General features: G+C 70.1%; 12 protein-coding genes. 4 read left to right on the forward strand and 8 right to left on the reverse strand.

Going from position 1 to position 13,508, the window contains the following annotated elements; translation table 11 throughout:
- Positions 1-5: 5 nt before the first annotated feature.
- The 3 genes from ABSY19_RS19245 to ABSY19_RS19255 all read right to left on the reverse strand — a co-directional run bounded on the left by ABSY19_RS19245 (position 6) and on the right by ABSY19_RS19255 (position 3,928).
- Positions 6-1,664 (reverse strand): ABC transporter permease, encoded by a 1,659-nt coding sequence (locus ABSY19_RS19245; protein ID WP_382154848.1) that lies wholly within the window; start codon positions 1,662-1,664, stop codon positions 6-8.
- A complete protein-coding gene (locus ABSY19_RS19250; RefSeq protein WP_382154851.1) occupies positions 1,661-2,680 on the reverse strand; it encodes an extracellular solute-binding protein in 1,020 nt (339 codons plus the stop codon). The genes ABSY19_RS19245 and ABSY19_RS19250 overlap by 4 nt, the downstream gene beginning before the upstream one ends.
- Positions 2,681-2,815: 135 nt before the next feature.
- The gene (locus tag ABSY19_RS19255; RefSeq protein ID WP_382154854.1) at positions 2,816-3,928 is read right to left on the reverse strand and encodes an ABC transporter ATP-binding protein; all 1,113 of its coding nucleotides are present in this window, start codon (positions 3,926-3,928) and stop codon (positions 2,816-2,818) included.
- A gap of 77 nt (positions 3,929-4,005) precedes the next feature.
- Here ABSY19_RS19255 and ABSY19_RS19260 point away from each other — a divergent pair, with 77 nt between their 5' ends.
- Complete coding sequence (locus tag ABSY19_RS19260; protein WP_382154857.1) at positions 4,006-5,613, forward strand: ABC transporter permease; 1,608 nt, start codon at positions 4,006-4,008, stop codon at positions 5,611-5,613.
- 12 nt (positions 5,614-5,625) lie between these two features.
- Here ABSY19_RS19260 and ABSY19_RS19265 read toward each other — a convergent pair whose 3' ends face one another.
- Both ABSY19_RS19265 and ABSY19_RS19270 read right to left on the reverse strand, forming a co-directional pair.
- Positions 5,626-6,612, reverse strand: coding sequence for a Bug family tripartite tricarboxylate transporter substrate binding protein (locus ABSY19_RS19265; RefSeq protein ID WP_382154859.1), 987 nt, complete (start codon positions 6,610-6,612; stop codon positions 5,626-5,628).
- A 42-nt stretch (positions 6,613-6,654) separates the two neighbouring features.
- Positions 6,655-8,640: an acetoacetate--CoA ligase gene (locus tag ABSY19_RS19270; protein ID WP_382163869.1), complete on the reverse strand. Its 1,986-nt coding sequence runs from the start codon at positions 8,638-8,640 to the stop codon at positions 6,655-6,657.
- Positions 8,641-8,781: 141 nt separating this feature from the next.
- On the opposite strand from ABSY19_RS19270, the gene ABSY19_RS19275 reads away from it, so the two are divergent.
- Entirely contained in the window at positions 8,782-9,729 is a 948-nt protein-coding gene (locus tag ABSY19_RS19275) for a LysR family transcriptional regulator (protein ID WP_382154862.1), read from the forward strand.
- 54 nt (positions 9,730-9,783) lie between these two features.
- Positions 9,784-10,260: a hypothetical protein gene (locus ABSY19_RS19280; protein ID WP_382154865.1), complete on the forward strand. Its 477-nt coding sequence runs from the start codon at positions 9,784-9,786 to the stop codon at positions 10,258-10,260.
- Positions 10,261-10,330: 70 nt separating this feature from the next.
- Here the strand turns inward: ABSY19_RS19280 and ABSY19_RS19285 are convergent, their stop codons facing one another.
- Positions 10,331-10,762, reverse strand: coding sequence for a VOC family protein (locus ABSY19_RS19285; RefSeq protein WP_382154867.1), 432 nt, complete (start codon positions 10,760-10,762; stop codon positions 10,331-10,333).
- 106 nt (positions 10,763-10,868) lie between these two features.
- Positions 10,869-11,399, reverse strand: coding sequence for a DsrE family protein (locus ABSY19_RS19290; RefSeq protein WP_382154870.1), 531 nt, complete (start codon positions 11,397-11,399; stop codon positions 10,869-10,871).
- Positions 11,400-11,433: 34 nt separating this feature from the next.
- Between ABSY19_RS19290 and ABSY19_RS19295 the strand changes: the two genes are divergently transcribed.
- On the forward strand, positions 11,434-12,687 hold the full coding sequence (locus ABSY19_RS19295; protein ID WP_382163871.1) for a nucleoside recognition domain-containing protein: 1,254 nt from the start codon (positions 11,434-11,436) through the stop codon (positions 12,685-12,687).
- Here the strand turns inward: ABSY19_RS19295 and aac(3) are convergent.
- The gene (gene aac(3) / locus ABSY19_RS19300) at positions 12,669-13,505 is read right to left on the reverse strand and encodes an aminoglycoside 3-N-acetyltransferase (protein ID WP_382154873.1); all 837 of its coding nucleotides are present in this window, start codon (positions 13,503-13,505) and stop codon (positions 12,669-12,671) included. The genes ABSY19_RS19295 and aac(3) overlap by 19 nt on opposite strands.
- Positions 13,506-13,508 lie beyond the last annotated feature (3 nt).

Raw genomic sequence — 13,508 nt, forward strand, 5'->3', positions numbered from 1 at the left:
ATGGATCAACCGCCGCCGACGCGGCGGTCGGTCTGCCGCACGATCAGCACCACCGGCAGCAGGCCCACGGCCACGATGGCCAGTGCCGGCACCGCCGCGTTGGCCCACATCGATTCGGACGTGAGCTGGAAGATGCGCACGGCCAGCGTGTCCCAGCCGAAGCTGCGCGTCATCAGCGTGATCGGCATTTCCTTCATGACATCGACCATGACCATGAGGAAGGCCGTGAGCAGGCCGCCGCGCAGCAGCGGCAGGTAGAGCCGGCGCAGCATCGCCCAGGTGCCCAGGCCCAGCGTGCGCGCGGACTCTTCCTGGCTGCGCGTGATGCGCTGCATGGCGCTGTCGGTCGCGTGGTAGGCCACGGCCAGGAAGCGCGCCGAGAGCGCGAGCAGCATGGTGGCCACGCTGCCCTTGAGCAGCTGGAAGCCTTCGAAGCCCAGGGGCTGCAGCCAGGCGATGAGCAGGTTGTCGAGCCAGGCGATGGGGATGAAGACGCCCACGGCGAGCACGGCACCCGGCACCGCGTAGCCGATGATCGCGAGCCGCACCGTCCAGCCGGTGGCGCGGTCGGGGTGGTGGCGCCGCACCCAGGCCAGCGCGAGCGACAGCAGCGTGGCGATGGCCGCGGTGCCCAGCGCGAGCCGCACCGTGTTCAGCGTGAAGTCCCAGTAGCGCGGCTCCAGCTCTTCGCGCCAGGTGCTCAGCGACCACATCACCAACTGCGCGATGGGGATGGCGAACGAGGCCGTGAACACCAGCGCGCAGACTGCGAAGGCGGCCCAGCGGTGCCAGCCGTGCAGCGCCACCGGGGGGGTGTGGCGCGAGGCCACCTGGTAGCTGCGGCCCTGTTGCGAGCGCTGCTCGGCCGCCGCGAGCACCAGCACCACCAGCACGAGCAGGGCGGCGAGCTGCGCCGCGGCGTCGAGGTTGTGCAGGTCGAACCAGGCCTTGTACAGGGCGGTGGTGAAGGTGTCGTAGTTGAAGACGGCGACCGCGCCGAAGTCGGCCAGGGTTTCCATCAGGGCGAGCGCGAGGCCGCCTGCGATCCAGGGGCGCGCCATCGGCACCGAGACGCGCCAGAACGCGCGCGGCGCGCTGTGGCCGAGCGTGCGCGCGGCCTCCAGCGCGCGGCGGCCCTGGGTCATGAAGGCGTTGCGCGCGAGCAGGTAGACATAGGGGTAGAAGGCCATGGTCAGCACCATCACCGTGCCCCACAGGCTGCCCCGGATTTCGGGGAACCAGGCGCTGCTGCCGAACCACACGCGCAGCTGGCTCTGCACCGGGCCGGCGAACTCGAACAGGCCCATCTGCACGAAGGCCAGCACATAGGCCGGAAACGCCAGCGGCAGCATGAGCGCCCACGAGAAGAAGCGCTGGCCCGGGAAGGCGCACAGCGCGGTGAGCCAGGCCAGTGGCACGCCGACGCACAACACGCCGACGGACACCAGCAGCATGAGCAGCGCGGTGTTGGCCGTGACCCGGGGCAGCACGTACTGGATCAGGTGGTCCCACACCTCGGGCTGCGGCGAGAGCGCCACGCCGAGCACGGTGAGCACCGGGATCAGCGTGAGCAGGGCCACGGGCAGGGCCAGCGCCCAGCCCGGCCAGCGCCGCGCCACCCGCTGGCGGGGCGCCAGCGGTGTCGCGGCGAGGGTGTCGCTCAACGGTAGCCTGCGCGGTCCAGCAGGCGGATCGCGTCGGCCTGTTTGGAACCGATGTCGGCCGCGTTCAGCGGGCTGGGCTTGAAGCTGGTGCCCCAGGCCTTGATGATCGCGTCAGGCTCCACCTTGGGGTTCACCGGGCTTTCGAAAGTGCCGTGCGTGTAGCCGTTCTGCGCCGCTTCGGACGACAGCCATTCCAGCAGCTTCTGCGCGCCGGCCGGGTTCTTGGCGTGGCGCGTGACGCCACCGCCCGAGAGGTTCACGTGGGCGCCGCCTTCGTTGGCGCCCTGGTTGGCCCAGAACAGGTGCACCTTGTCCTTGATGCCGGCGTTGCTGGAGACCAGGCGGCCGTAGTAGTAGGTGTTGGCGATGCCCACCTCGCACTGGCCGGCGCCGATGGCCTGCAGCAGGCTGGCGTCGTTGGTGAACACGTCGGTGGCGAGGTTGCTCACCCAGCCGCGCACGATCTGCTCGGTCCTGGCCTCACCGTGCTTGGCGATCAGCATGGCCACCAGCGATTGCGTGTAGGTCTGCTTGCCGGTGCGCAGGCAGAGCTTGCCCTTCCACTTCGGGTCGGCCAGGTCTTCGTAGGTGGAGAGCTGCGCCGGCTTGACCTTCTCGGGGTTGAAGAAGATGGTGCGTTCGCGGCGCGACAGGCCCCACCACTGGTTGCCCGGGTCGCGGAAGTTGGGCGGCACGTTGTTGTTGAGCGTGGGCGAATCGATCTTGCGCAGCAGGCCGCGCTCGGCCGCGCTCCAGAGGTTGCCCATGTCCACCGTGAGCAGGATGTCGGCCGGCGAACCCGCGCCTTCGGCGGCCAGGCGCTCGGCGATCGAGCCGCCGCGGTCGGTCAGCAGGTTGATCTTCACGCCCGTCTCGGCGGTGTAGCGGTCGAACAGCGGCTTGATCAGCTGCTCGATGCGCGAGGAATAAACCGTCACCGCCGGCGCGGTCTGGGCCTGCGCGAGGGGGGCGGCCAGCCCGGCAAAAGCGAGGGCGGTGAAAACGAGGCGTTTCATCAAAAAGTACTCCAGACAGGTTGCAAATAAGATTTATTCCGATTTGGACCTGTGACGGAGTGTGTCCGCACCGCAAGAGTTCACTGCTTTGATAAGTTTTTTTTAAGTCTCAAGGGCGAAAAAAAACCGGGCCGCTCAGGCCGCGGTCTGGCGCGAGCCCGGTGCGGGCGGCGAGCTGGCGCCACCGCCGCGTTCGAACGTGACCACGTGGTCCACTTCCGCCCGGATGCCGATCCACTCGCCCACCGCGTGGTTGTGGTGCGAGGGCACGTGCGTCATCAGCACCTCGCCGCTGGCCAGGCGCAGCGTATAGAGGAATTCGGAGCCGCGAAACGCCTTGCGCAGGATCTGCGCCTTCACCGGCGCGTCGTCGTCGTGCACGATGTCGTCGGCGCGCAGCAGCACGTCGCACAGGCCGGCCTCGTAGGCCGAGGGCAGGGGGCATTCCTCCACGTCGTGCAGCGGGCCCAGCGGCGTCTGCACCGAGACCTGGTCACCCACCATCTGGATCTGCGCCGGGGCGAACACGCCGTGGCCGATGAACTCGGCCACGAAGCGCGTGGCCGGGCGGTGGTAGAGCGCGTAGGCGTCGTCCCACTGGTGCAGGTGGCCTTCGTGCATCACGCCGATCACGTCGCCGATGGCGAACGCCTCCAGCTGGTCGTGCGTGACGAAGAGAGCGGTGGCGCCGGCGGCCTTGAGGATGCCGCGCACCTCGTGGGCCAGGCGCTCGCGCAGGTCCACGTCGAGGTTGGAGAAGGGTTCGTCGAGCAGCAGCAGGCGCGGGCGCGGCGCCAGTGCGCGGGCCAGGGCCACGCGCTGCTGCTGGCCGCCCGAGAGCTCGTGCGGAAAGCGCGCCTGCATGCCGGCCAGGCCGACCAGGCGCAGCACCTCGTCCACGCGGGCCTCGCGCTCGGCGCGCGGCAGGCGGTCGATGCCGAAGGCGATGTTGCGGCCCACGTCGAGGTGGGGGAACAGGGCGTAGTCCTGGAACACCATGCCGATGCGGCGCTGCTCGGCCGGCATGTGGTGCTGGCTGTCGCTCACGGTCTCGCCGTCGAGCGTGATGCTGCCGCCGCTGGCGCGTTCCAGGCCGGCGACCGCGCGCAGCAGGGTGGTCTTGCCGCAGCCCGAGGGGCCGATGAGCACGCCGATGTCGCCTGCGCGCAGCCCCAGCGAGACACCATCCACCGCGGCTTGGGACTGGCCCGCGTACCGCACGCTGAGTTGAGAGACGTTCAGGAACATAGGCGGTCTATTCTAGATAACTACAATTCTCATTTGTGTTGACGCGGGTCGATGGCCCTTTCACCTGAAACCTGCCCATGCTGCGTTGGTTGGCTCCCGCCCTGTTGATCCTGCTTGCGCTGCTGCTCACGCTGCCGGTGCTGTCGCTGGGGGCGTCCTGGTTCGAGTTCGATGCCGCCGCGCGCGACGTGCTCTCGCAGATGGCGCAGACCGTGCTGCCGGAGTACGCGCTCACCACGCTGGTGTTGTGCGTGAGCGTGGCGATCGGCGTGGCGGTGGTGGGCATGGCCACGGCCAGCGCGGTCACGCTGTTCGACTTCCCCGGCCGCCGTTTCTTCGAATGGGCCCTGCTGCTGCCGCTGGCCATGCCGGCCTATGTGGTGGCCTATGCCTACACCGACTTCCTGCAGTTCAGCGGCCCCCTGCAGGTGGGGCTGCGCGAGACCTTCGGCCTGTCCGGGCGCCTGCTGCCCGAGGTGCGCAGCACGCCGGGCGCGGTCTGGGTGTTCACCTTCTCGCTCTACCCCTACGTCTACCTGCTGGCGCGCACCGCGCTGGCCGAGCGCGCGGCCCAGCTCATGGAAGCCGCGCGCCTGCTGGGCGCGCCGCTGGCGCGGCGCATCCGCGAAGTGGCGCTGCCGCTGGCACGCCCGGCCGTGGCCGCGGGCGTGGCGCTCGCGCTCATGGAAACGCTGGCGGATTTCGGCGTGGCCAGCTACTTCGGCATCCAGACCTTCACGGCCGGTGTCTACAAGGCCTGGCTCGCGATGGACAACCGCATGGCCGCCGCCCAGCTCGCCACCATGCTGCTGGCGCTGGTGGCCCTGCTCCTGTGGCTCGAACACCGCGCCCAGCGCCGGCTGCGCTTCGCCACGCTGCGCGGCCAGCGCGCCGGCAGCGCCGAGGCCCAGCCCACGCGCCTGCAAGGCGGGCGCGCCGTGTGCGCCGTGCTGGCCTGTGTGCTGCCCATCGCCTTCGGCTTCGTGCTGCCGGTGCTGTTCATGCTGCGCCCGCTCATCGGGGGCTGGGACGACCTGCCGTGGACCTCCTTCCTGCAGTGGTCGCGCAGCAGCGTGTGGCTGGCCAGCCTGGCGGCCGCGCTGACCACCGCGATCGCGCTGGCGCTGGCGTTCGCGCTGCGCGCACGGCCGGGCCGGCTCACGCGCGGCGTGGTGCAGCTCGTGAGCCTGGGTTATGCCGTGCCCGGCGCGGTGATCGTGGTCGGCCTGTTGCTGCCGGTGGGCTGGGTGCAGTCCCTGTGGCCCGAGGCCAGCGTGGGCTATTGGGTCACCGCCACCGCGCTCGGCATCGTGTGGGCCTACCTCGTGCGCTTCACCGCCGTGGCCCTGCAGTCGCTGCAGAGTGGTTACGCGCGCATCCCGGCCAGCCTCGACGACTCGGCCCGCATGCTCGGCACCACCGGCCTGGGCCTGGCCGTGCGCGTGCACTGGCCGCTGCTCAAGCGCTCCACCGCCGCGGCCGCGCTGCTGGTGTTCGTGGACGTGATGAAGGAGCTGCCCGCCACCCTGGTGCTGCGGCCCTTCAACAGCGACACGCTGGCGGTGGTGACCTACCAGCTCGCGCGCGACGAACGCCTGGGCGAGGCGGCGCTGCCGGCGCTCACGCTGGTGCTGGTGGGTCTGGTGCCGGTGATCCTGCTCAGCCGCACCTTGCGGGCGAGGTGAAAGCGGCGCGCCTCAGTCGAGGCGCACACCCGAGGCCTTGACGATCTGGCCCCACTTCACGCGGTCCTGCTGCGCCAGCGTGGCCAGTGCGGCGGGCGTGCTGCCCATCGGGCGGATCGAGAGGCGCTCGAAACGGGCCTTCACTTCGTCGGTCTTGAGCGCGGCGAGTGTTTCCTTGTTGAGCTTGTCGATCACCGCGGCCGGCGTGCCGGCCGGTGCGACCAGACCGAACCAGCTCACGATCTGCAGGCCGGGCAGGCCCGCTTCGGTGGTGGTCGGCACGTCGGGCAGGCTGTCCAGGCGCTCCGGGCCGGCGATGGCGAGCGCGCGCATCTTGCCCGCGCGGACGTGCGGCAGCACGGCGGGCGGGGATTCGATGCCGCCGGTGACCTGGTTGGACAGGATGGCCGTGGCCGACTCGGCGCCGCCTTTGTAGGGCACGTGGACCAGGGTCACACCGGCTTCGCGCTTGAGCAGTTCGGTGGCCAGGTGCGGCGTGGTGCCGTTGCCCGGCGAACTCAGCAGCAGGCTGTCGGGTTTGGCCTTGGCCTGCGCCACGAGTTCGGCCACGTTCTTCACCGGCACCGAGGCGTTGACGGTGACGATCAGCGGCATGTCGCCCACCAGCGAGACCGGGGCGAAGTCCTTGCCGGGCTCGAACCCGAGGCGGGGATACAGCGCCTCGTTGATGCTCAGGATGCTGCCCGTGGCCATGAGCAGCGTGTAGCCGTCGGCGGGGGCCTTGGCCACGTGCTGGCTGCCGATGTTGCCGCCCGCGCCGGCGCGGTTGTCGATCACCACCGGCACGTTCAGCGACTTGCCCAGGGCATCGCCGAGCGTGCGCGCCATCACGTCCACCGGGCCGCCGGGCACGAAGGGCACGACGATGGTGAGTGGCTTGCTCGGGTAGGCCGGCTGGGCGAGCGCGGGCGCGGCGCCGAGGCTCAAAGTGGCGCCCAGGGCGAGGGCCAGGCGGGTGAGTTGGCGGCGTTGCATCATGCTGGTTGTCTCCTGTGTGGGTAGTGGAAAAAGCGAAGGCACTCAGGCGGGCGCGGTGCCCGGCGTGTTGAGTTCGAGGGCGAGCCGCACGAAGAAGTCCAGGCTGCGTGGGTTGACCATGGCGTCGGGGCTGGCCACCTTCTCCAGCGGGGTGCCCAGCAGCAGCTTGCGCACCGGCACTTCCATCTTCTTGCCGGTGAGGGTGCGCGGAATCTCGTCCACCAGGTAGATCTCGTTCGGCACGTGGCGCGCCGAGGCCTTGGTGCGGATCTGCCCGGCGATGGCGGCCTTGAGCGCGTCGTCCAGCACAACGCCCGGCTGCAACACCACGAACAGCGGCAGGAAGGACGGCCGGCCCAGGTACTCGAGGTCGACCACCAGGCTGTCGCGCACCTGCGGCATCTCCTCGACGACGCGGTAGATCTCGGCCGTGCCCATGCGGATGCCGAAGCGGTTGATGGTGCTGTCGGAGCGGCCGTAGATGACGGCGGTGCCGCGCGGCGTGAAGCGGATCCAGTCGCCATGGCGCCAGACGCCGGGGAAGGTGTCGAAGTAGCTCTCGCGGTAGCGCTGGCCGTCGGCGTCGTTCCAGAAGAACAGCGGCATCGAGGGCATGGGTTGCGTGATCACCAGTTCGCCGACCTCGTCCTGCACCGGTTGGCCCGCCTCGTTGAAGGCCTGGGCCGCCACGCCGAGCTCGGCGCACTGGATCTCGCCCGCCACCACGGGCAGGCCCGGCGCGCAGGCCACGAAGCCCGAGGCGATGTCGGTGCCGCCGCTGATCGAGGCCAGCCAGAGGTCGCTTTTCACCGCGCCGTAGACCCAGTGGTAGGCGTCGATGGACAGCGGCGAGCCGGTCGAGTTGATCGCGCGCAGCGCCGGCAGGGCGGCGAAGTCGCGTGGGCGCAGGCCGCGCTTCATGCAGTTCATGAGGAAGGCCGCGCCACAGCCGAACAGCGTGACGCCGTGCCGGTCCATGAAGCGCCAGAGCGCCTCGTCGTCGGGCCAGGCGGGGTTGCCGTCGTAGAGCACGGTGGTGGCGCCGGTGAGCAGGCCGCCGATCTGCAGGTTCCAGACGATCCAGCCGGTGCCGCCGAGGAACAGCATGCGGTCGCCTTCGCGCAGGTCGTGCTGCAGCGCGAGCGTCTTGAGGTGGGTGAGCACCACGCCGCCGTGGCCGTGCACCATGGCCTTGGGCAGGCCGGTGGTGCCGGAGGAATAGACGATCCACAGCGGGTGGTCGAAGGGCAGGCGGTCAAAGCGCAGCTCGGCGAGTGCGTGCTGTTGCATCGCGCCGTCCCATGCCAGGCGGTCGCGCCACGCCACGGCGCGTTCATTCGCCAGCGGGCCGGGCAGGTGCACCACGGTGCGCACGCTGGGCAGGCGCGCGAGCAACTGGTCCACGGTGTCGTGGCGGTCGTGCACCTTGCCGTTGTAGCGGTAGCTGTCGGTGGCCAGCAGCACCTTGGGCTCGATCTGGCTCAGGCGGTCGAACACCACCGAGGGGCCCATGTCGGGCGCGCAACTCGACCAGATGGCACCCAGGCTGGCGCAGGCCAGGAAGGCCGCCACGGTCTCGGCCTGGTTCGGCAGGTAGGACGCCACGCGGTCGCCCGGCTGCACGCCGCGATCCCGCAGGGTGGCCGCGAAGGCCGCAGTCATCTGGCGCAGCGCCGCCCAGGACACTTCGCGCGCTTCCTCGCCTTCGGTGCGCACCACCAGCGCGGGGCGCTCTGCGCTGGCCTGCCGGAAGACGTGCTCCGTGTAGTTCAGCCGCGTGTTCGGAAACCAGCGCGCGCCGGGCATCTCGCGGCTCGCGAGCACGGGTTCGGGTGAACCGTCGGCCAGCACCTCGAAGTGGTCCCAGATGCTGCGCCAGAAGGTGTCCAGGTGCTGCACCGACCATTGCCACAACGCCGCATAGCCGTCGAAGCGCAGGCCGTGCTGCTCGGCGAGCCAGCGCTCGTAGCGCGCCAGGCGGCTGGCGCCGATGTCGTCCGCGCTCGGGGTCCACAGTGTGTCGGGGATGGCGGCGGCGTCGTCGTCCGCGGGGGGGGCCGTCGTGGAATGCGTGCTCACGTCTTGTCTCCTGTTCGAAGCCGCCACGGTACGCAAAGAGAGCTTCGCTCGCTAGACGCATGGACGATGTAAGTGCTATACACGTCACGTATGAAGACGACCTACGACCGACTCGAACTGCTCGACACCTTCCAGCACATCAGCGAGGCGCGCTCGCTGAGCAAGGCGGCGCGACAACTGGGCACCACGCAGCCCACGGTGAGCCGGCGCCTGGTGGAACTCGAATCCCTGCTGGGCTGCAAGCTGGTGAACCGCACCACCTCCACCTTCTCGCTGACCGACGAGGGCCAGACGCTGCTGCTGGAGGCGCGCGACCTGGGCGAGCGGTGGGCCGGTCTGTCCGACCGGCTGCAGGGCCGCCAGAGCCGGCCCGAGGGCACCCTGCGCGTGATCGGTCCGGCGGGCTACGGCGCCAGTTTCCTGACCGACGCGCTCACCGGCCTGATGGCGGCGCACCCCCGGCTGCGCGTGGAACTGGCGCTGGCCGAGCGCTACACCGACCTCTCGGCCACGGGGGCGGAGTGCTGCGTTTTCGTGGGCGAGGTGCCCGACCAGGACATCGTCTGCCGCACGCTGGGCACGATGGAGCGCGTGCTGGTGGCCACGCCCGCGCTGGTGGAGCGCATCGGCCCGGTGACGCTGGCGCGCCTGCCTCGCCTGCCCTTCATCGGGCTGGCCGCGCACGTGGTGGGCACGGTGCAGCTCGTGCGCCGCAGCGATGGCGCCGCGCGCATGGTCACGCTGAACACGCCCTTTCGCACGCCGAGCCTGCCCGCGAGTTACCGGGCCATCCTCAACGGCGTGGGCATCGGATCGGCCGCCCCCTGGATGTGCCGTGAAGACATCGCCGCCGGCCGGCTGGTGCGTGTGTTGCCGCAGTGGGCGCTCGCGCCCGTGGGCATCCACGTGGCCTTGCTGCCGGGCCGCCACCGCCCCGCGCGCGTGACGGCTTTCATCGACGCGATCCGCGCCCAGCTGCTGCTGCAGGAAGGCTTCGTGGCCGCGCCGGTGGCGCCACCAGCGGCCGGCAGGCGGTAACAGCTGTTGCGATTGCTTGTGCGCCAGGCCTGCACAGGGCCGTATGCTGTCGCCATGCCGAACACCACCGACCTCACCCTGTCCTCACCGCCTTCCTTGTTGCCTGGGCGCCGCCGGCTGCTGGCCACCGCTGCCGCCAGCGCGGCCGGCCTGCTCGCGGCGGGTTGCTCGGTCCTGCCTTCGGGCTCCAGCCGTCCGCCGCTGGCCGACGCCAGCTACCGGCTCGCGGTGGCGAACCACATCTACCGCCGCTACCCGGACCGCATCTACCGGGGCAAGCTGCCGCCGATGCTGTACGCCATCGGGGTGATGGAGCTCGAAATCGACCGCAGCGGCGGCGTGGACGCGGTGCGCTGGTTGCGCGGACCGAGCCACGCGCCGGAGGTGATGGCGGAGATCGATCGCCTCGTGCGGCAGGCCGCGCCGTTCCCCAACCCACCGGGCTGGGGCCGCGTGCGCAGCGTCGACACCTGGCTGTGGGACCGCAGTGGCCGCTTCCAGCTCGACACCCTGAGCGAAGGCCAGCTCTGACCGGCTCTGGCCGGTTCAGCGAACCGGCCACCCCACGTGATGGTGGCCTGCAGCCCGGGCGCTGCCTCGGTCACGGCTTGGCCATTTCCCTCGGCCCGCCGTTGATGCCCCAGGGCGTGCCGAAACGGTCGGTCACCATGCCGAAGGTGTCGGCCCAGAAGGTTTCGGACAGCGGCATGGTCACCTTGCCGCCGTCCGCCAGGGCCTTGAAGACGCGCTCGGCCTCGGCCACGGTGGGGAAGGTGATGGCCATCATGCAGCCCTGGATGCCCGCGAAGGGCACGCCGGGCGGCGCGTCGCCGGCCATGAGGGCGAAGTCCGGGTGCACCAGGTAGGCGTGCATGATGAGCTTGGCGTTCTCGGGCGGCACCGGTTCGCCGCCGGGCATCTCGCCATAGGTGATGAGGGCCTCGAGCTTGGCGTTGAACAGCTTGGCATAGAACTGCATCGCCTCGGCGCAGTTGCCGTTGTAGGACAGGTAGGCACTGAGTTGCGTCGACATGGGGATCTCCTGAAGGGTGGATGAAGGGGCTTGCCACCTGACGACGCACCAGGCGCGGCCGTTTCGACATCGGCCGGCGCCGCACGACGAACGGCGGGCGGGCCGTTCAGCGAATCTCCTCCACCGACAGCTTTTTGTCCACCACCGTGGGCGTGACCAGCGCGTAGCCCTGGTTCTGCCAGTGCACCAGCTCGGTGATGGCCGAGGGCGTCACCTCCACGAAGGGCTGCATGTCGGCCGCGGTGTAGCCGAAGTCCTGCAGCGCCAGCCCGCAGACCTTGAACTTCACGCCCAGTTCCGTGTAGTAGCGCATGCGCTGCACCACCTCTTCGTATTTCGCCTCGTTCTTCTTCGCCAGCGCCACGAGTTCGGTGCCGTGCAGCAGCACGATCACGCTCATGTCCTCGTTGAAGAAGCTGTAGGGCGCTTCGGTGAGCGGGTTCACGAAGGAGCGCAGCCAGTGCAGCGCGGCGCCCAGCTTGGCCGGGTGGTCGAGGTAGATGTCGAACAGGGCCTTGGGGTTCTTGTAGGGCGTCTGCACGAACCTGGCCTGGGCCTGCACCGAGGGGGCCGACAGGGCCCATGCCAGACCGAGGGCGCAGAAGAACGAACGGCGGGGGTGGTTGATCGATTGCATGGACAGGTCTCCGTGGGCGCTACCATCGCTCTCCATGGCGCTGAACTGGGTCTGGGTCGGTTTCTTCATCGTGGCTTTCGCCACCGCCGTCGCGCGTTGGCTGATGGGTGAGCAGGGCATCTTACAAGCGCTGTTGACGGCCATGTTCGATGGCGCGCGCTCGGGTTTCGAGATCTCGCTCGGCCTGGCCGGTGTGATGGCGCTGTGGCTGGGGCTCATGCGGGTGGGCGAGCGCGCCGGCATGATCGAGCTGCTCGCCCGCCTCGCCGGGCCGCTGCTGCGCCGCCTCTTCCCCGCCGTGCCGCAAGGCCACCCGGCGCAGGGCGCGATGACCATGAACATCTCGGCCAACCTGCTGGGCCTGGACAACGCGGCCACACCGCTGGGCCTGAAAGCCATGCGCGAGTTGCAGACGCTCAACACCGAAGCACCCGGCACGGCGAGCAACGCGCAGATCATGTTCGTGGTGATGAACACGGCGGGCCTCACACTGATCCCCACTTCGGTGATCGCCATCCGCCAGAGCGTCGCGCTCAAGCAGGGCCTGGGCGCGGGCTTCAACGCGGCGGATATTTTTCTGCCCACGCTGCTGGTCACCTTCACCTCGCTGCTCGCGGGGGTGCTGGCGGTGGCCGTGTGCCAGCGCCTGCCGCTGTGGCGCGCGCGGTTCCTGCTGCCGGTGCTGGCGGTGGCCGGCCTGCTCGCGGCGGCCGTGACCGCGCTGGCCCGCCTGCCGGCCGAACAGGCCGCGCGCGTGGCCGGCACCACCGGCGCGGCGGTGATCCTGAGCGTGGTGATGCTGTTCGTGCTGGCCGGGGCCTGGAAGCGCCTGAACGTGTACGACGCCTTCATCGACGGTGCCAAGGAAGGCTTTGGCGTGGCGATCCAGATCGTGCCCTACCTCATCGCGATCCTGATCGCCATCGGCGTGTTCCGCGCCGCCGGTTGCATGGACTTCCTGCTCTCGGGCATCGGCGCGATGGTGGCCGCGATGGGCTGGAACACCGACTTCCTGCCCGCGCTGCCGGTGGGCCTGATGAAGGTGCTGTCGGGCGCGGGCGCGCGCGGGCTGATGATCGACGTGATGCAGACGCACGGCGTGGATTCGTTCGCGGGCCGGCTCGCGGCCATCGTGCAGGGCTCGACCGAAACCACCTTCTACGTGCTCGCGGTGTACTTCGGCAGCGTGGGCATCCAGCACGCGCGGCACGCGCTGGCCTGTGCGCTGTTCGCCGACGCGGTGGGGCTGGCCGCCGCGATCGGCGTGGGTTACCTCATGCTGCGCTGAGCCTGCTCGCCAAAGCGCTGTTCGAGCCAGGCCTTGCCGAAGCGCACGAGGTCCCGTGCATCGAACAGGTGGCAGTCGGCCTGGCCCACACGGCCCGTGCGGTGGCGGCCTTCGGCCACGTAGGCCCGCGCGATGGTCTCCACCGCGTCCATGGCGCCGTCTTGCGCGAAGCCGTCCAGGATGCCGTTGGTGTCGAACTCCTCGGCCGCGCGCCAGACCTTGCGGCCTTGGTCGTCGAGCACCGGTTGTTCGTACCGCACGCGGCGCTTGTTCGGGATGTCGGCCAGGGTCTCGGCATGGTGCAGCACCGTCACCGCGTCCAGGGGCGCACCGAGCAGCAGCACCTGGCCGCCCAGTTGCACGAAGCGGTCCAGCGGTGAACCGGGTCCGTAGCCTTCCTGGAGCGAATGGGGCGAGACCAGTTCGTCCGCCTGCGCGCCCAGGGCAGCCATGTTAGCGTCGGGGTGCGCGCTGCGCCGCACGCCGGGTGTGTGGCAGATGAAGGCATTGAGCAGGCCGAAACTGCGTTCGGTGCCGGCGGTGGTCGGGTCGAATGCCGGCCAGGCCTCGCGCGCGGCGGCGCCCAGCGTGGCGCCGTTCAGGGTCTCTTCGTAGGGGGAGCGGTCCCAGGACACATAGGCCATGAGTGTGCCGCCCGGGCCGATGCTCTCCTGCAGCGCCCGCACGATCTGCGGGGCGCCGCCGACCACCGGCCCGATGGCCTTGAGCGAGGCGTGCACCATGACCACGTCGCCCGCGGCCAGGCCCAGGCGGCGCAGCTGATGGACGAGTTCGCCGCCGGGCAGCGGTTCGGACATGGT

Origin of the sequence: Hydrogenophaga sp. ANAO-22, from assembly GCF_042466645.1 — a bacterium.
Classification (GTDB): Bacteria; Pseudomonadota; Gammaproteobacteria; order Burkholderiales; family Burkholderiaceae_C; genus Hydrogenophaga.

Excerpts from the sequence above, each read along its gene's own strand:
- ABSY19_RS19250 (WP_382154851.1), bottom strand. The coding sequence starts at position 2,680 with ATGAAACGCCTCGTTTTCACCGCCCTCGCTTTTGCCGGGCTGGCCGCC.
- ABSY19_RS19255 (WP_382154854.1), bottom strand. The coding sequence starts at position 3,928 with ATGTTCCTGAACGTCTCTCAACTCAGCGTGCGGTACGCGGGCCAGTCC.
- ABSY19_RS19260 (WP_382154857.1), top strand. The coding sequence starts at position 4,006 with ATGCTGCGTTGGTTGGCTCCCGCCCTGTTGATCCTGCTTGCGCTGCTG.
- ABSY19_RS19265 (WP_382154859.1), bottom strand. The coding sequence starts at position 6,612 with ATGATGCAACGCCGCCAACTCACCCGCCTGGCCCTCGCCCTGGGCGCC.
- ABSY19_RS19275 (WP_382154862.1), top strand. The coding sequence starts at position 8,782 with ATGAAGACGACCTACGACCGACTCGAACTGCTCGACACCTTCCAGCAC.
- ABSY19_RS19280 (WP_382154865.1), top strand. The coding sequence starts at position 9,784 with ATGCCGAACACCACCGACCTCACCCTGTCCTCACCGCCTTCCTTGTTG.
- ABSY19_RS19285 (WP_382154867.1), bottom strand. The coding sequence starts at position 10,762 with ATGTCGACGCAACTCAGTGCCTACCTGTCCTACAACGGCAACTGCGCC.
- ABSY19_RS19290 (WP_382154870.1), bottom strand. The coding sequence starts at position 11,399 with ATGCAATCGATCAACCACCCCCGCCGTTCGTTCTTCTGCGCCCTCGGT.
- ABSY19_RS19295 (WP_382163871.1), top strand. The coding sequence starts at position 11,434 with ATGGCGCTGAACTGGGTCTGGGTCGGTTTCTTCATCGTGGCTTTCGCC.